At 47.7% G+C, this 17,318-nt stretch carries 15 protein-coding genes; 9 read left to right on the top strand and 6 right to left on the bottom strand.

Annotation, left to right across the window (positions count from 1 at the left end; translation table 11 throughout):
• Positions 1–9: 9 nt before the first annotated feature.
• Entirely contained in the window at positions 10–1,299 is a 1,290-nt protein-coding gene (locus ACNI29_RS10035) for an SLC13 family permease (RefSeq protein WP_419782072.1), read from the bottom strand.
• Positions 1,300–1,495: 196 nt separating this feature from the next.
• Here ACNI29_RS10035 and dnaE point away from each other — a divergent pair, with 196 nt between their 5' ends.
• From dnaE to ACNI29_RS09990, 9 genes are all read left to right on the top strand, one after another.
• The gene (gene dnaE / locus ACNI29_RS10030) at positions 1,496–5,023 is read left to right on the top strand and encodes a DNA polymerase III subunit alpha (RefSeq protein WP_419782071.1); all 3,528 of its coding nucleotides are present in this window, start codon (positions 1,496–1,498) and stop codon (positions 5,021–5,023) included.
• Positions 5,024–5,109: 86 nt separating this feature from the next.
• A complete protein-coding gene (gene queD / locus ACNI29_RS10025) occupies positions 5,110–5,496 on the top strand; it encodes a 6-carboxytetrahydropterin synthase QueD (RefSeq protein ID WP_419782070.1) in 387 nt (128 codons plus the stop codon).
• Between the two features lie 6 nt (positions 5,497–5,502).
• Positions 5,503–5,970: a D-aminoacyl-tRNA deacylase gene (dtd, locus tag ACNI29_RS10020; protein WP_419782069.1), complete on the top strand. Its 468-nt coding sequence runs from the start codon at positions 5,503–5,505 to the stop codon at positions 5,968–5,970.
• Positions 5,971–6,107: 137 nt separating this feature from the next.
• A complete protein-coding gene (locus ACNI29_RS10015; RefSeq protein ID WP_419782068.1) occupies positions 6,108–6,536 on the top strand; it encodes an ATP-binding protein in 429 nt (142 codons plus the stop codon).
• Positions 6,521–6,850 carry an STAS domain-containing protein gene (locus ACNI29_RS10010; protein WP_419782067.1) on the top strand — a complete coding sequence of 110 codons (330 nt, stop codon included), beginning with the start codon at positions 6,521–6,523 and terminating at the stop codon, positions 6,848–6,850. The genes ACNI29_RS10015 and ACNI29_RS10010 overlap by 16 nt, the downstream gene beginning before the upstream one ends.
• A 29-nt stretch (positions 6,851–6,879) precedes the next feature.
• Positions 6,880–7,992 (top strand): FapA family protein, encoded by a 1,113-nt coding sequence (locus ACNI29_RS10005; RefSeq protein ID WP_419782066.1) that lies wholly within the window; start codon positions 6,880–6,882, stop codon positions 7,990–7,992.
• A gap of 7 nt (positions 7,993–7,999) precedes the next feature.
• Positions 8,000–8,755: a motility protein A gene (locus tag ACNI29_RS10000; protein ID WP_419782065.1), complete on the top strand. Its 756-nt coding sequence runs from the start codon at positions 8,000–8,002 to the stop codon at positions 8,753–8,755.
• Between the two features lie 14 nt (positions 8,756–8,769).
• On the top strand, positions 8,770–9,516 hold the full coding sequence (locus ACNI29_RS09995; protein WP_419782064.1) for an OmpA family protein: 747 nt from the start codon (positions 8,770–8,772) through the stop codon (positions 9,514–9,516).
• A gap of 8 nt (positions 9,517–9,524) precedes the next feature.
• Positions 9,525–11,195 (top strand): CgeB family protein, encoded by a 1,671-nt coding sequence (locus ACNI29_RS09990; RefSeq protein WP_419782063.1) that lies wholly within the window; start codon positions 9,525–9,527, stop codon positions 11,193–11,195.
• 82 nt (positions 11,196–11,277) lie between these two features.
• On the opposite strand, the gene ACNI29_RS09985 is transcribed toward ACNI29_RS09990, so the two are convergent.
• The 5 genes from ACNI29_RS09985 to ispD all read right to left on the bottom strand — a co-directional run bounded on the left by ACNI29_RS09985 (position 11,278) and on the right by ispD (position 17,129).
• Positions 11,278–11,487, bottom strand: a complete 210-nt coding sequence (locus ACNI29_RS09985; RefSeq protein WP_419782062.1) for an FmdB family zinc ribbon protein — start codon at positions 11,485–11,487, stop codon at positions 11,278–11,280.
• Positions 11,488–11,750: 263 nt separating this feature from the next.
• On the bottom strand, positions 11,751–13,457 hold the full coding sequence (locus ACNI29_RS09980; protein ID WP_419782061.1) for a sensor histidine kinase: 1,707 nt from the start codon (positions 13,455–13,457) through the stop codon (positions 11,751–11,753).
• Between the two features lie 105 nt (positions 13,458–13,562).
• On the bottom strand, positions 13,563–15,020 hold the full coding sequence (cysS, locus tag ACNI29_RS09975; RefSeq protein WP_419782060.1) for a cysteine--tRNA ligase: 1,458 nt from the start codon (positions 15,018–15,020) through the stop codon (positions 13,563–13,565).
• Positions 15,021–15,029: 9 nt separating this feature from the next.
• Entirely contained in the window at positions 15,030–15,917 is an 888-nt protein-coding gene (locus ACNI29_RS09970) for an aq_1923 C-terminal domain (protein ID WP_419782059.1), read from the bottom strand.
• A 21-nt stretch (positions 15,918–15,938) separates the two neighbouring features.
• Positions 15,939–17,129: a 2-C-methyl-D-erythritol 4-phosphate cytidylyltransferase gene (gene ispD / locus ACNI29_RS09965; protein WP_419782058.1), complete on the bottom strand. Its 1,191-nt coding sequence runs from the start codon at positions 17,127–17,129 to the stop codon at positions 15,939–15,941.
• Positions 17,130–17,318: the final 189 nt, after the last annotated feature.

Here is a 17,318-nt window from a genome sequence, read left to right as displayed (position 1 = left end):
TTCACAACTCTAGCCATAAACCTTAGGAACTACCCACCATATCCAGCCGGACAAAAGAATAGCTCCACCCACATTCATTACCATCCCAAGTGCAACCATAGTACGAAGAGACATCCCCCGCATCTCACCAACAGCTAGACTGTTACACGGTGTTGCCACCGGGGTCATAAACGCACATGTTGATGCCGCCGAAACAAGGATCATTAATGGTAAAGGGTTTAAAGCATAAGTCGCGGACACATGAACTATAACCGCAAAGAAGGCCGTTGAGACAACGGTATTGCTCAGGAACTCTGTCAACAGGATAACCACAAATGCCGTTACCAGATAGATTCCATATCCGTCCCCGCTACGCCCCAATGCTTCCAGCAAGTTCGTAAACAAGCCTGCGACATGCTCATCCAAGCGCAATATCCTCACCAATATAATAAATATTCCCAGCAATCCCAGAAAGAGCACTCCCCTTTTGGGAATACCCTGCACCATATCAACCATCCGCAGCATTTCGCCTCTGAAGACAGCGAAACAAAAAAGGATACTGAAGACAACCGCCGCAAGGGGTTCATATGCTTTAAAAGCACAGACAGATTCAGCGACAAATGACGATCCGGCCCAGAAAACCAGAAACGAAGCGAACACCAACAATCCCTTGAGCTGTATTTGTGATATGGGTTTTTCCGGTTGGGTTTGGACGACCTGAATCAGCTTTTTAGGTAGAGATAAACGCACCACCAACCAAGCCAAGAACACCATTCCTGCTACCAGCGGCAAAGCCCACTCGAACCAATTGAAAAATGTAATCTGCTCTCTGCCTGCAATATTAAACATATCCAGTGCACCGATAAGCAGTAGATTGGCCGGACTCCCGATCAGCGATCCCATCCCCCCGATATTTGCTCCATATATAATAGAAAGGGTAAGTGGCGTGGTCATGGCCTCCAGCTCATCATCCAAACTGCGGATGACCGGGATCATAGCCAGTACGGTGACTGCATTCGGGATGAACATGGAAAGCAGGGCGGACACGATTATGAGCGAAAGCAATAACAGATCCGCACGTCCTCTGCTGAACCGCACTGCACGCGCGGCCATATATTCCGGCAGCGCCACAGAGGCCGTCACCCGGTAAAGAATATACCCGGTAACAAAAAGCAGGATCAAGGGCAGCCTATCATATATATAAGTAGCAGAGAATTCCATGCGCTGTTCACCTTTACGAATTATTCTCAAATTTCTGGCATGTGCAGCATATTTCGTCAACGGGCCGGGAATGCGGATTATTTTCACAGAAGCAATCAAAAATCATTTCCTGCAGCCTCTCACAGCTATTGACGATTTACCCTAAAAGCCAATACTACCTAATACCTGCCACGGCTTTTAATTACCACATTTCAATCCCAACTATCAGGGATTCCAAAGGGGATTATCTCCTTTGGCCGCCGGAGGCGAAATCAAATCGTCAAAAGGCGCGAAGCGCATCAACTTAGGAATATATATGTCAGAATTTGTTCATCTGCACGTCCATACTGAATACAGTCTCCTGGACGGTGCCATCCGCATTAAAGATCTCTGCCAGCAGGCCAAAGACTTCGGAATGCCTGCTGTCGCCATCACTGACCACGGCTCCATGTTCGGAGCTGTTACCTTCTACATGACCGCCATGGACATGGGCATTAAGCCCATCATCGGTTGTGAGGTCTATGTTGCGCCCGGAGACATTGATGATGAACTTGCCCACACGCGCAAAGACAAGAAAGGCCGCTACCACTTGGTTCTGCTGGCTAAGAACCAGCAGGGTTACAAGAACATTATCAAACTCTGCTCGCTGGGTTTCCTCGAAGGTTTCCACTATAAGCCGAGGGTCAGTAAGTACCTGCTTAATAAATACAGTGAAGGGATTATCGCCCTTTCCGCATGCCTTGCAGGTGAGGTTCCCCGCGCCCTGATGAACGAAGGGCTTGATGCTGGAATCGAGATGGCCAAGACCTACGAATCCATTTTCCCCGGCAACTTTTATCTGGAAGTGCAGGCCAACGGTCTCAAAGAACAGGAAGATCTTAACGAACGGGTTTACAAGTGCGCGGAACAGACCGGGTTGCCGCTGGTTGCAACCAACGACTGCCACTACCTGACCAAAGAAGACTACGAAGCGCACGACCTGCTGCTCTGCATTCAGACCCAGACCACTGTGGATGCTGAAAAACGTTTCCGAATGGGAACGGACCAGCTCTATTTCAAACCGCAGGAAGAATTCGAAGAATATTTCGCTCATGTGCCGGAAGCCATTGCCAACACCCAGAAAATTGCCGAAATGTGCAACCTCGAAATCGAACTGGGTAACTACTACTTCCCGGAATACGAGCTTTCCGATGGCATGACCATTGAGACCGAGTTCGTAAAGCTCTGCAAAGAAGGTCTGCAAAAACGCATTGAAGCCGCGCCTTACGATATCGATGAAGATAAATACTGGGAACGTCTTGATTACGAACTTGGAGTCATTAACGAAATGGGCTTCCCAGCCTACTTCCTTATCGTTCAGGACTTCATCAACTGGGCCAAGGACAATAGAATTCCCGTAGGTCCTGGTCGTGGTTCGGCGGCGGGATCTATCGTCGCATGGGCACTGAGGATCACTAACCTCGACCCCATCCCTTACGATCTGCTCTTTGAAAGGTTCCTTAACGTAGAGCGTGTCTCCATGCCTGATATCGACGTCGACTTCTGTGAACGCCGTCGTCTTGAAGTCGTCAAATACTGCTCTGAGAAATACGGCTGGGACCACGTAGCCCAGATTACAACCTACGGAACCATGAAAACCAAGGCGGTAATCAAGGACGTAGGCCGCGCCATGGGCATGCACTTTTCCGAAACCGACCCTATCGCCAAGTTGGTTCCTGATGATCCGGCGGTCATAGCCCAGGGGCTGGGAGTCAAGAAAGCCAAGATCACCGTACCCAACGCGGTGGAGGCCATCCCAGAGCTGGGCAACATGGTCGCCACCGACCCCAAAATCGCCAAGCTCATGGATATCGCCACCCGTCTGGAAGGCATGTCCCGCCACGCATCAACACACGCGGCAGGGGTTGTTATCTCTGACAAGCCCATGACCCACTACCTTCCGCTGTACAAAGGTAAAAAGGGTGAAATCGTAACCCAGTACGACATGAAAAAAGTCGAAAAAGTCGGCCTGATCAAATTCGACTTTCTGGGTCTGCGAACCATGACTGTTATCGAGGACTGCCTTGATATTATCCGTCTGCAGGGCAAAGAAGCCCCGGATCTGGACACATTGACCCTAGATGATCAGGCGACCTTCGATATTTTCTGTAAAGGTGACACCGACGGCGTATTTCAGGTTGAATCTTCCGGTATGCGTAAATACCTGCGCATGCTCCGTCCCAGCTGTTTTGAAGATATTATCGCGATGCTCGCCCTCTACCGTCCGGGCCCGCTCGGTTCCGGTATGGTTGATGAGTTCATTAAGCGTAAGCACGGCGAGATCGAGGTAACCTATCTCTGGCCGACCCTTGAGCCGAGTCTCAAGCCGACTTACGGCGTTATCGTCTATCAGGAACAGGTTATGGGTGCGGCAATGACAATTGCCAACTACTCTCTCGGTGAGGGTGACCTGCTCCGCCGCGCAATGGGTAAGAAAATTCCCGAAGAGATGGCCAAACACAGGGTCCGCTTTGTTGACGGAGCAAAGGAAAATGAAATTCCCGAGCAGATCGCCAACGACATCTTTGACCTTATGGAACAGTTCGCGGCATACGGTTTTAACAAATCACACTCCGCTGCTTACGCGCTGATCTCCTACTACACAGCCTACCTCAAGGCACATTTTCCGGTGGAATTCATGGCGGCTCTCATGAGTACTGAAATGAACAACACCGAAAAGATCATCATGTACATCAACGCCTGCCGCGACATGGATGTTACTGTACGCCAGCCGGATATCAACCTCGGTGTGGCCCGCTTCTCTGTGTACGAAGGCGACATCATCTACGGTATGGCCGGGATTAAGAACGTCGGAGAGGAAGCGATCGATGAAATTGTTGCCGAGCGTCAGACCAACGGACCGTTCAAAGATTTTGTAGACTTTGTAACCCGCGTGAACCTGCGCCGGGTAACCAAAAGAGTCATTGAATACCTGATCCGCGCCGGGGCTTTTGATTCTATGGGGCTGACCCGTGCCGGGCTGATAGCATCGCTGGACAAAGCTGTTTCCTACGGCCAGAAAAAGACCAAGGAAAAAGAATCCGGCATGATCAACATGCTCGACATGCTCGGAGGTGGCGGCGAAACCGAAGAACCAGCCACAGTCAGCTTCGAAGAATTCAATATGCCGGAAATGGACGACAAGGAAATGCAGCGTCTTGAAAAGGAAGCGCTAGGTTTCTACCTGACCTGCCATCCTCTGCTTTCATACCGTAACGAAATGAACCGCCTTGGATTGCAGACCATTGAGAACTGCCCGAACATGGCCCACGAAGCTCAGGTAAGGCTTGGTGCAATCATCACCGGCTACAAGGAAATCATTACCAAGAAGTCCGGTAAAAAGATGGCCTTTGCCACTATTGAAGACATGACCGGTTCAGGGGAATTAATAATCTTCCCGAAGACCTACGAAGAAGTCCACAAATATCTGGACCAGGATATCCCCCTGCTCATCAAAGGCAAGGTGGACAACCCTCCGCCCGAAGAAGGACAGGAAGAAGCTCCGCCGGAAGCCAAGGTCATGGCCGATGAAATTTCACCGCTGGAGAATGCACAGGCAGGGTGTGTGGAAGCAGTACCGCTTTCAGTACACCACACCCTTTGCACAGATGAAGGCATCGCCGAACTCAAAGCGATCCTCGCCGGATATCCCGGCTCAGCTCCGATAACTCTGCAAATGTTTCTGGCAGACTCAATCTGCACCCTGCGACTCGGACACGGATACAGTGTCCGGCCCAACGGAGATTTCTGGAAAGAATTCAACCAATGGCGCAAAAACGGAAACGGTAAAGCCAATTTGCAGTAAAGGCGTGCCTCCGGCGGCTTAAAACCTTTTAGTTGTTTTAATAAGTACAAACTTAAAATTTTGCCTAATAAATTGGAGAAATACATATGCCTAAAGGAAAATGGAAACTCAAAGTTAAAAAAGATTTCAGTTCAGCCCACCAGCTTCGTAACTACGGCGGGAAGTGTGAGAACATGCACGGCCACAACTTCGGTGTCGAAGTAGAGATTGAAGGGGACCGTCTGGATCAGAAAGTTGAAATTCTTATGGACTTCAAAGCCTTGAAAAAAGAGCTTTCCGAAGTGCTGGAAACTCTGGACCACAAGCACCTGAACAGCCTTGAATACTTTGAACACCGCAATCCTTCTTCCGAGAACATTGCCCGCTACATTTACGAAGAAATGAAAAAACGTGTTGAGAGCGAACATGTACGCATGGTCTTTGCTTCCGTTTCCGAAAAGGAATCTTCCGTAGCTACTTACTTCGAGGAATAGGCCGGGATGAAACTGGTTATTCAAAGAACAAGCGGCGGCAAAGTTGAAGTGGATGGAGAGATTGTGGGAGAAGTAGGCCCCGGCCTTATGGTACTGGCAGGTTTCGGCAAAAAAGATACCGAAGAACTCCCCGGCTCTAAAGTCTGGACCACACTCATCGATAAGATGATTGGTTTGCGTATTTTTGAAGATGAAGAGGGCCGCATGAACCGCTCTCTGGAAGATATCGGTGGAGATATCCTGCTGGTTTCCCAGTTCACTCTCTACGCCTCATGTAAAAAAGGACGCAGACCTTCGTTCACCGGAGCTTGTGCACCGCAACTCGCTAACGATCTTTTTGACCGTCTCGTGGCTGATGTAGCAGAAAAAGCCCCTGCAAAAGTTGCAACCGGACAGTTCGGAGCTATGATGAATGTAGATTTTGTCAACTGGGGTCCGGTAACTATCATACTGGATTCAGAAGATTTTATCTAAAATTTAAGCTTTTACCTTGACTTCCTTTGCGAAAAAGGGAGGATTAGGTATATTAAATTTTATCAATAAAGGCAGCCTGAAAGTTGTAACGTGCGACGACTCTATCCGATCTGCCGCACAGGACACATGGAGTATTCATGCACCGCTTTGTGCTGGAAACAATTCCCACCCCTGAAGACAGCAGGGAAGTAGCCCGAAAGGCAATTTTAATCCTTCAGGATTTTATTGCTGATGAAGACCTTCTTCATGACATGGATCTGGTCTTGACCGAAGGGTGTTCCAATGTGGCCCGGCACGCATACGAAAAGAACGAAGATTGCAACAGGCTGGAACTTACAATAGTAATCACCCCCGGCAAACATATTATTTTCGAAATTGCGGACTGGGGTAAGGGGCTATGCTCCAAATCCATTGACTTTTCCATGCCCTCGCCGGAGGCGGTAGGAGGAAGAGGAATGTTCATCATGTCCGAATTGATGGATTCATTCGAACTCATCAATGAAAAAGGGAAAAACATTATTAAGCTGACCCGCAAGCTAGAGGAAGACCAATGGCGGAAGAAGTAGTAAATATAGCTGATGGAATCATGACCTTCAAATGCGGTCATGAAATAACCATTGAAACCATATATGAATTCAAGGACAAAGTTGAGCAAGGCAGCGAATCTTCTGCAGTGGAAGTAGTCGTTGCCGATCTTTCTGAAGCCCGTTTTCTGGACAGTTCGGGTATAGGCTTCCTTGTCTCGCTGAACTCACGCCTAAAAAGCAACAACAAAAACATGTATCTGCTGCGCCCCAGTGAACAAATCTGCAAAACTCTTGAGCTCGTGAGGCTTATATCCTTTTTTTCCATCATTGAAGACGAACGGGAAATCCCTTAAAAGCCCCTAGCATTTACCGGAGCACCCGCATGTACTGCCTTAAACACTATTTTGATCCTGAATTCGACTACACAAACCTGAAGCCGGTAGAGAACAACGACGGCAGTGTGGACTATTACAACATGGGCTACGTGCAAAGTGTAATCGTCGGTCAGGTTCTGGCCCAGTGGGAAGAGCCTGCTGAAGACGGCTCCTGCGGATTAGGACAACGCCATTTCCCTCAAAAAGTTCTACCCCGCGGTCCCAACACCAAAGTAAACCCGGACAATCACGAGCAACTGATAGCCACCCGCAACGGCTATGTATTCTACAATGAAGATGACCTGATAACCGTCAAAGAATTGTTGAATGTTCGTGGTGATGTGAACATCTCTACCGGCAATATATTCTTTGTGGGCGACATGGTAGTCCACGGTGCAATCAAATCCGGCCTAGACGTTAAAGCCAACAACATCAATGTAAAAGGTGTCATAGAACAAGCCAATGTACACGCGGCCGGATTCCTCAAATGTGACGGTGGAATTAAGGGAAACAGCAAAGGTTTTGTAGAATCAAAAGGTTCATTGCGGACAGTTTTTTGCGAAAATGCCACACTCGTAAGTGGTGGGAACATTATCATTGATAAAAACTGCATGCACACTACAGTCTATTGCGAAGGGAAATTTGCCGTAAAAGGTCGCTTCGCAGGAGGCAAATGCTATAGCGATCAGATAGTCTTCATTGGCGAACAGCTGGGAGGAGGCTTAAGCGCTCCTTCACAGGTGATTGTAGGCTACAACCCTGTAATTCTACTGCAGATAGACAAAATTTCTACTCAGATATCCGTTCTGGAAGATGATATTAAAACAATCCAGAAGATAATGAGTAACGGAGCTTCTACAACTGCCGACTTCACTCAGAAAATTGAAAAATGCGAAATGAAAATTCGTTTTCTGCGTAACAAGAAAAAACAGCTCTGGGGCAAAATCCAACATTCCGAACGGCTGGATAGTTGTAGAATTATGGTTCAGGGCATCGTCAAACCCGGGGTGGAAATCAGTATCGGTCCGGCATACATGCAGATTGACGAGCCTTTGGAGAACGTTTTCTTCTTCTACGAAAACAACGAAATCAAAGTGGGATCCCCCGCGTTAAAGAGATAAAGCCAATATGGATATTGCAACTTTAATAGGAATTGTCGGCGGTTTTGGGCTTATCATTGCGACCATTGTCATGGGTGGTAACCTTGGCGGTTTTGTCGATCCGCCGTCTCTGGTTGTCGTTGTGGGTGGTACTTTTGCCTCCTGCTTCATCATGTTCCCCATGGGCGTAGTTCTCAAATCATTCAAGATCGCATTGAAAGGTTTCTTCGCTAAATCAGAAGACCCCAAAGCCATGATTGACCAGATCGTCGCTCTTGCTGAAACCGCGAGAAAGGAAAGCCTTGTTGCGTTGGAAAAAGTTTCTATTGATGACGAATACCTGAAAAAAGGGGTCATCCTTGTTGCCGACGGCACGGACGGGGATCTTGTACGGGCTATTATGGAATTTGAAATTGACGCCATGAAAAAAAGACACTTTCAGGGACAGGCGGTAATGAAAGGCATGGGTGCAATGGCCCCTGCGTTCGGTATGATTGGTACACTGATCGGTCTTGTCCAGATGCTGTCAAACCTCAGTGACCCTGATGCTATCGGCCCCGCAATGGCGGTTGCATTGCTTACAACCCTGTACGGATCTATTCTGGCTAACGTTGTTTTCCTGCCCCTTGCTACCAAACTTCAGGAACGCTCCATCGAAGAAGCATCTTACATGGAAATCATGGTCGAGGGAGTCGTTGCAATCCAGAAAGGAGAGCACCCATCCATCATCAAAGAGAAGCTGCAAGCATTTCTTTCCCCGGGCATGCGTGACGCTGCGGCATAATCGAAGAGAGAGTCATGGCTAAAGTAGTTATCATAAAACCGAAGAATAATGAGCCGCCACCGGATGAAGGACTTCCTCCATGGATGGCGACCTTCGCAGATATGGTAACGCTTCTGCTCTGCTTCTTCGTGCTGCTGCTCTCTTTTGCAAACAACGACCTAGCAAAATTTAAAGAGCTGCTCGGTTCGCTGAAAGATGCATTCGGGGTAAAGGTTGAACGCAAGCAGGAGGATCATCTTGCTCTGGTTCCTTCTGACCTCAAGCGCAAAGAAGTTAAAATGGACAGTAACGACAAGCGGTTGTTGGGGCTTGTTCTGCGCATAAAGGCTCTACTGGACCAAGAAGAAACCACCCGCAAGTCATCCGGTGTAAAAGCTGATCAGGATGGAGTTCTGGTCAACACCGACTCTGCATCACTATTCGAGCCCGGATCGGCGACGCTGAAACCTGACGCCCACAAAGTCCTGGACGCAGTCATCAGCGTCTTAAAAGACCACAACTACAATCTTGTTGTTCGTGGCCACACGGACAATTCCGAGATACGCTCAAAAAAATTTCCTACCAACTGGGAACTCTCCTCCGCAAGGGCAGCCAGCGCCCTGCGCTACATTGTTGAAAAAGGCGGGATTGCCCCCAAACGCTTAAAAGCCGTGGGCTATGCCGACACTCAACCGCTGGTGCGAAATGACTCTCCGGAACACAAACGAAAAAATAGAAGACTGGAGTTTTTCTACCATAAACCAGCCCGCGATTCGTGGTAGGTAGCCCAATGAACACAACATACACTGCCGAAGCAATCTACGATAATTCAAAACTTATCGATATCCGCATCATTGTTGACGGAAAAAAGAGGCACATGTGGGGCAAATACGGCCTGCGCAGAGAATCAGACCTTGCAGCACAACTGGAAGAAGACAAAATCCCTCTGCTGGTCGGAACGGGAATCGGAGTTGCAGCCAAAAAACTACTCCAGCAACAATCAAGCACTCTGCTCATACTCGATTGCGAAAAAGAAATACTGGCAGCCAGCGGACTGAAAGAGGAACTGCGCAAACACCATAATCTGGTCTGGATCAATACCGACTCCCCTCAGAATGCAGCACGCCACATAATGGAACTTGAAGCAACATCAGGCAAAAAGATTCAGCTGCTGAGAAACCCATTCTACCTTAGGCTTTCCTCCTTTTACGGGCAAACCGAAAAAATCCTGATAGATCAGTCCAAAAAAGAAGTTGAATTTCCATCCTGGCCCAAGTTTAAACATGAAAAGCCAAGAATCCTGCTCCTAACCAGCCAGTACTTTCTCATGGGCGAAATCGTTGCCGCCTGCCAGCGTCAGGGCGTTCCGCACATGTTCATCAACATGGATGCCAAGGAAATGGAGCTGGACCAGTTTGTAAGCCGTATTTCTTCAGCCATAGACACCTTCCGCCCGGATTTCGTTCTCACGGTAAACCATCTGGGAGTTGATCAGGAAGGCTACCTGAATGCTCTGCTGCATAAGTTCAAACTGCCGCTGGCCTCATGGTTTGTGGACAACCCCCTGCTCATCCTGCCAGTCTACAAAAGACAGGCAGATAGCAATACTACAATTTTCACATGGGATGCAGACCGCATGGAAGCGCTGCGGGAAATGGGCTTTAGCAATATTTTCTACCTCCCACTGGGCACGGACCAAACCCGATTTCTCCCCTCCAAAGGCTGCACGGAAAAAAAATGGACCCGCGATATCTCATTCGTAGGCAACTCAATGGTTCACAAAACCGCCAAACGTCTGGAAGTCTCCAGAATTTCCGGATTGCTTGCCGAGAAGTACAAAGAGGTGGCCCATGCTTTCGGTCAGGGCGATGAACACTCCGTAGTAAACTTTCTGAAGAACGATTACCCGGAGCTGCTTCCAGAATATGAAAATAAACTTACCTCACACCGCAAGCTATCCTTCGAAACACTTATTATCTGGCAGGCAACACTTGAATACCGCCTTTCCTGTGTAAAACAAATTCTGGAATTCAATCCACTGATAGTTGGAGACGATGGTTGGAGTAAACTTCTGGGAACTGACAAAAGATGGGACTACCACCGGGAACTCTCATACTATAATGATCTTCCGCATTTTTATCCCTGCTCAAAAATCAACTTCAACTGCACCAGCCAGCAAATGAAAGGAGCTGTCAACCAGCGGGTTTTCGATGTTCCGGCCTGCAACGGTTTTATACTTACAGACCACCGCTACCAGATGGAAAAACTTTTTGAGCCAGGCAAAGAAATTGCTGTGTACAATTCAATAGATGAAATCCCGCAATTGGTTGAAAAGTACTTAAAAGACGAGCCGGCAAGAAAGCAGATAATTAAAGCTGCGCGGAAAAGAATTTTAGCCGAGCATACTTACGACTGCCGATTGAAGGTGCTGATTCAAAATATGCGTGAGACATACCAATAAACGAATATCAAAAAGAGACCCCGCTTCATTTGAAGCGGGGTCTTTTTTTGCTCTTTCTTCCGACCGGAAGAAAATATTAACCTCAGCCGAAGCCTGAGCTTCCGCAACCTCCGGCAGGAGGCATAGAGGGGACGGGATCAGAAAACGAAGCACCTGCGCTGAATGAGGAAAGCAACTTCTCAGTATCTGAGCTTTTACATTCCGGGCATGCAGGATTTTCAGCACTGGAAGAAAAAACCAGTTCCTCGAACTCATGATCGCACACATTACATTTGTATTCATAAATAGGCATTCTACTAATTGCCTCCGCAACCGCCGCCCTTCTTGTCTGAGTCCTCACGGGACCCCTTAACGAGCTGTCACGGTGAAACTCCCATCTTCGGGATCACCACTTTTACGATAATAAAGACAATTGCGATAACCGCAACCAAACCAAACCAATCAGACATCTGAACCTCACAGGTTAGTAATCTACGCTTCCTAAACAGATAAGAACCATATTAACCTTGTCAATAGTAATCAACAAGAACAATTACTGCCGCTGATGAGTAAAGCTTAAGATGGCAATAGCTTCAAATAAAAACGAAAGACGGTTCCTTCCCCCAATCGGCTGGAAACGGTGATTTCCCCGCCCATCATTTCTACCAGTTTGCGCGAAATCGGCAGCCCCAGCCCGGTTCCACCATATTTGCGGGAAGTGGATGAATCAGCTTGCGTAAAACTATCAAAAATTAGTTTAAGCTTGTCTTCGGCAATACCGATGCCTTCATCCTTAACTTCAAAAAAGATCCGCCCATCTTCACGATAAATAGAAACGACAATGACTCCTTTACTGGTAAATTTCACGCCATTGCTGATCAAGTTATTGAGGACCTGCCTGATTCTGGTAGGATCACCAACAACTTTATCCGGAACATCCGAAGCGATATTACAGATGACCTCCAGATTCTTTCGTGCTGCGTCGACAGCGAAAACATTTACAGTCCGACCTATCATTTCGTGCAGCAAGAATTCATGACTCTCAATTTTTAAATGTCCGGCTTCAATCTTAGAAATTTCAAGCACATCATTTATAATCTCGAGTAGGTTTTCTCCTGCTGTTCCTGCAATATTCAAGTATTCGCGCTGCTCGTCATCAAGTTTAGTTTCACTAAGAAGTTCAACCATACCCAGAATTGAATGCATGGGCGTTCGAATTTCATGACTCATATTGGCCAAAAATTCCGTTTTCACCTTACTTGCAGCTTCCGCCTTCACCTTTTCTTCCTGAAGCATCACAAGAAAATCGTTCACGGATTCAGCAAGATCACTCAACTCATCATTCGTACTAAAGCGCATTTTACGTTTGTCAGGGCCGGAATGGAACTCACCCTTAAGCTGGGCGCCCACCATCTTAACTCTAGATGCAAAATAATGATTTAGAATAATGGCGGTTCCAGTACCAAGAACAAAAAGAGCACCGCCCATAAACAAAAGGAAGGCTTGGAACAATGAATGTCCGATACCATAAGCATCCTGCGGCATACTCAACTGTAAGAGAGCCAACGGATTTCCAAAAATATCCCGTTGAACCTTAAAACCACGAAACATAGGAGCTTTGCCTTTAGTTTCCAAAAAGAACATTTCTTGTTGCACCGATTTATCCAATGCCTTGAAGGAAAGGTCCATCAGCAAACTCCGTCCAAGCTTGTCCAACTGGCGATCACCAAAAAAACGCCCCATGACCAATGTTCCTTTAGGATGTGCCTCAAGTTCACTGTTCATAATTTTCTGGACAGAAACCTGCATCAGCCTATGGTTGATCCTGACTAACCCGGTCAATCCATCAAGACCGCATCGACGGACAAGGTCTCTTCCAACACAATTCTGACTTATAAAACATTTCTCAATCTGTTCCGTGCCGTCAGCAGAGAAAAAATAATAGAATTCACCCTTTTCATCAAAGAAGAGGATTATGTCCAAATCAAGATTAACTAAAATATCCGGAGAAATATTAGACTCGAGAAACCCTTCATCGAATTTTTGAACAAAATTATATGCATCATCCCACCAGGCCCAATCACGACAGAGGCTCTGTAAAGCTTCTGCACTTGCATCAATTGCATATTCAGCCCGCTTGATATTTTTCTCCGCTATGACCTTCTCAACATCAAAAACGGCCTTCCGGTTAAGCTCATAAGCCAGCAAAGCGCTACTTACAAAAATTAACAGACAAAGAAAAATAACAATCAGATAATTTTTGCCTTTCAATCCTATTCGCATCAGACCTCTCTGTTTTTTCTACTAAAAGAATACCCTCGAAATAAAAAAAAAGAAACCGGACCTAAGTCCGGTTTCTTAATTAGCAATAAATTGTCTGACTAAAATTTATATCACAGACCAAACAGCTCCCTGCGGTGTATCTTTAACTTCAATACCGAGTTCGATCAGTTCATCCCTGATTTCATCGGAGCGTGCGAAATCTTTGTTTTTTCTGGCCTCCTGCCGGGCAGCGACCAGCTCTTCAACTTTGCTCGCCTCAATTCCCTTACGATTAAGCATGTTGAGCTTAAGCTCTTCAAGGAATTCCTTGGGATCACGGGTGAAAATACCCAGAACTTCGCCCCATTTTTTCATATCTTCGAGAATACGGGTCCATGCATCGCGACCACCCTCGGATTTACGCCAAGCTTTTTCCTCAGCGATACGACCGGCAAGACGGATCAGGGTAAATATATGTCCCATAGCTGCAGCGGTGTTCATGTCATCTTCCATAGCCTCGGTCCAGCCCTTCTCGGCTTCTTCGATCTCGGCCAGCACCTCTTCGGGCAGAGCGGCTTTGGACCACTTGGCTTTATTCAGCGCTTCATCGGTCTGCTCCAGTGCGGAATAAACGCGACGGATACCCTTTTCAGCTTCTTCAAGAGCTTCGAAGGAAAAATCGAGGGGGCTGCGGTAGTGCATGGTCAATAAGAAATAACGCAGGGTTTCGGGCATAAATTTATCCAGAATATCCCGGATAGTAAAAAAGTTCCCAAGAGACTTGGACATTTTCTCGGAATTGATCTGTACAAAACCGTTATGAACCCAGAAACGGGCCATTTCTTTACCGGTAGCCGCTTCACTCTGGGCAATTTCATTTTCATGGTGCGGGAAACTCAAGTCCTGACCGCCGCCATGAATATCAAAAGGAAGTTCAAAATATTTTTCACTCATGGCTGAACATTCGAGATGCCAACCGGGACGGCCTTCTCCCCAAGGACTTTCCCATGAAGGCTCACCGGGTTTGGCTGCCTTCCAGAGTGCGAAATCAAGGGGGTCCTGCTTTTCTTCTCCGGGCTGGATACGTGCTCCGGACTGCAAGTCTTCAATATTTCTGCCGGAGAGTTTGCCGTAATCTTCAAAAGAACGAACCTTGAAATAAACATCACCGGAAGGAGTTGCGTAAGCGTGGTCCTTCTCGATCAGCTCTTGGGTCAATTCGATCATTTCAGGAATATGTTCGGTACATTTGGGTTCAATGTCCGCACGCAGAATATTCAGCTTATCCATATCCACATAAAATTCACCGATAAACTTCTCTGCCAGTTCTGTTGCAGAAACCCCGGTTTCATTAGCGCGGTTGATGATTTTGTCATCAATGTCGGTAAAATTGCGTACAAAAGTTACATCGTAACCTTTAAAACGAAGGTAACGAACCAGAATATCGAAGACTACGGAAGAGCGGGCATGGCCGATATGACAGAGGTCGTAAGCAGTGATACCGCAGGCATAAAGATTAACCTTGTTGCCGTTTAAAGGTACGAACTCTTCTTTCTTCCGCTTGAGTGTATTGTAAAGGCGCATAGCCACTCCTTATTTTCGTGAATAAAAATTTGCCTCGACCGTAATCCCGTAGAGATCGAGCAATTCTTCTAAGCTGCGTCCCATAAACATATAAAGAAGGGGCACAGGTTCTGCCGGCTCAACCCTGACCACCAAATTTTCAGGGTGCTCAATAAATTTTATAAGCTCGGCATAGAAATTTTCAGCATAGCCATTGCCTACGCTTCTGGCCTGCTGCATTTCAAGCTGCAAAGATTCAAGCAGACTGTCCCGGTAAGCCGCAATTTCCAACCCTTCGCTCCGGGCTGAAAGACCCACAACCTTCCGGGCAAGGGACAAATCTTCCCAGACAGCCTTACCCTCAAGCATGCTTGTGCCGATAAAGCCGCCTATTCCCGGTCCCCGGAAACTCATATCTCCAAGACTGAATCCTGCGCTGACCCGGCAAAGATCCGCTCCCTCGAAAGCAACAGACCTTACTGACAGCCGCTTGATTTCGTCTTCATAGCTGTAGTCGGCAAAGAGGTCAAAATCCAGCTTTTCGTAGCCCATTTTCCGAAAATCACGGGCCAACGTTCCAAGATTTATAAATTCAACAGGAACAGAAACCCCTTGAACACGCCCCCGGAAAAAACCTGGAGGACTGTGCTCATGGTCAATGGACTCAACTTCCAACTTGCGGACCGAGCAGAAAGCCCCGGTCGCAAAACGACAATCAAGCCCCCAGACATGTAAAGACCGGTCAAAAGGATTGATCAAGGCCCGCTCAAAATCCACCTGTAGCAGATCATCATGCCTTGCCATGGCCTCATGGACTTTATCTGCGGAAAATTTCTCCAGTGTGAAATATCCCCCGGCAGCAACACCGACCAGCAGTGCCAGCGCCAGAGATAATTTCAAAAAGGTCTTTCCGCTCATGGCCGATCCTTTGCTCTGTCCTTAAATCTGTTTCAACCCGGTCACCGCAGCCACGGCCTTGATGCCTTTTTTCTCTCCGGTGAACCCGAGTTTCTCCTCGGTGGTTGCTTTTACATTGACCTGGGCTTTATCCAGCCCCAACACAGAAGCAACATTCTTGCGGATCAACTCCCGGTGCGGCGAAAGCTTGGGAATCTGGCTGATCACGGTAAGGTCCACGTGGACAATCTCCACCCCGGCTTCTTCAGCCTTGGTCACTACCTCTTTAACGATAATCCCGCTGGACATGTTCTCGCAGGCTGCGGAAGTGTCCGGAAAATGGTGACCGATATCGCCGCCGCCGAAAAGGCCCAGAATGGCATCGGCCAATGCATGCAGCAGCACATCACCATCAGAATGGGCAATGACTTCCGGCCCGCCGGGGATGGGAACACCGCCCAGAACCATAGGCCGACCTTCGCCGAATTTATGAACATCGTAACCCCAGCCCACGCAAGGGACGGTTCGTTTGTCTTCTTCGATCTTTTTCAAATCTTCGGGGTTGGTCATCTTGATATTACCCTCTTCTCCCTCGCAAATATGAACATCCTTTCCGGCCATTTCCACCATAGAAGCATCATCGGTTACATCCCAACCCTCTTCTTCCGCCTGTTTATGCGCAGCGTAAAGTGCCGGAAGGTAAAAACCCTGCGGTGTCTGCACCGCTTTCAGGCGAGAGCGTACCAAAGTCTTTTCAACAATCCCGCCTTCAACTTCCTTGATCGTATCGGTAACATCAATCGCCGGAACAACCGCTTCATCACCGGAGCGTAACTTATCAACGATCCCGCTGATCATCTTCACCGAAGCAAAAGGACGTGCGGAATCATGAACCAGCACATGGGTACACCCTGCGGGCAGTTCATTCAAGCCGTTAAACACCGAGTCCTGACGACGCCTGCCCCCAGCCGTTACTTTGAAACGCATGCCCAGAGAATCTGAACCATCCAACCCGGCAACAACCTCTTTCATTTCCTCAACCTGATCAGGGGGAAACACAAAAATAATACCGGAAACAGCGGGAGTATTGGAAAAAGTAAGTGCGGAATGCCAGAAAAGCGGAAAGCCCTTCCATTCAAGAAATTGTTTTTTTACCCCGCCGACAGCTTCTGCCAGACGGGTTCCACTGCCTGCTGCCAGCAAAATAGCCCAGACTTCACCGGATTTGCTCATGATAAAATCCTTTTGGTGCGCTTCGCGCTTTGATGGAAAGATTCTGCCTCCGGCGGCGCTTTCAGCGGGACCAGAGAAACTTTTTGAAAAAAGTTTCTCTGGACTCTTCAAAAACTTTTACCAAGGCTTCGCCACCGAGCACAACAAACCAGCTAAAATTTACAAAAAAAGGGACAGCCCTAAGGCTGC

The organism is Maridesulfovibrio spiralis (SeqCode) (genome assembly GCF_048571135.1).
GTDB lineage: Bacteria > Desulfobacterota > Desulfovibrionia > Desulfovibrionales > Desulfovibrionaceae > Maridesulfovibrio > Maridesulfovibrio spiralis.
Note: the sequence above shows the minus strand (reverse complement) of the source record. Positions and strands in the feature narration are given on the sequence as shown.

Bases quoted from the DNA above. Each gene is read 5' to 3' on its own strand.
- dnaE (WP_419782071.1), top strand. From the start codon at position 1,496: ATGTCAGAATTTGTTCATCTGCACGTCCATACTGAATACAGTCTCCTG.
- queD (WP_419782070.1), top strand. From the start codon at position 5,110: ATGCCTAAAGGAAAATGGAAACTCAAAGTTAAAAAAGATTTCAGTTCA.
- dtd (WP_419782069.1), top strand. From the start codon at position 5,503: ATGAAACTGGTTATTCAAAGAACAAGCGGCGGCAAAGTTGAAGTGGAT.
- ACNI29_RS10015 (WP_419782068.1), top strand. From the start codon at position 6,108: ATGCACCGCTTTGTGCTGGAAACAATTCCCACCCCTGAAGACAGCAGG.
- ACNI29_RS10010 (WP_419782067.1), top strand. From the start codon at position 6,521: ATGGCGGAAGAAGTAGTAAATATAGCTGATGGAATCATGACCTTCAAA.
- ACNI29_RS10005 (WP_419782066.1), top strand. From the start codon at position 6,880: ATGTACTGCCTTAAACACTATTTTGATCCTGAATTCGACTACACAAAC.
- ACNI29_RS10000 (WP_419782065.1), top strand. From the start codon at position 8,000: ATGGATATTGCAACTTTAATAGGAATTGTCGGCGGTTTTGGGCTTATC.
- ACNI29_RS09995 (WP_419782064.1), top strand. From the start codon at position 8,770: ATGGCTAAAGTAGTTATCATAAAACCGAAGAATAATGAGCCGCCACCG.
- ACNI29_RS09990 (WP_419782063.1), top strand. From the start codon at position 9,525: ATGAACACAACATACACTGCCGAAGCAATCTACGATAATTCAAAACTT.
- ACNI29_RS09985 (WP_419782062.1), bottom strand. From the start codon at position 11,487: ATGCCTATTTATGAATACAAATGTAATGTGTGCGATCATGAGTTCGAG.
- ACNI29_RS09980 (WP_419782061.1), bottom strand. From the start codon at position 13,457: ATGCGAATAGGATTGAAAGGCAAAAATTATCTGATTGTTATTTTTCTT.
- cysS (WP_419782060.1), bottom strand. From the start codon at position 15,020: ATGCGCCTTTACAATACACTCAAGCGGAAGAAAGAAGAGTTCGTACCT.
- ACNI29_RS09970 (WP_419782059.1), bottom strand. From the start codon at position 15,917: ATGAGCGGAAAGACCTTTTTGAAATTATCTCTGGCGCTGGCACTGCTG.
- ispD (WP_419782058.1), bottom strand. From the start codon at position 17,129: ATGAGCAAATCCGGTGAAGTCTGGGCTATTTTGCTGGCAGCAGGCAGT.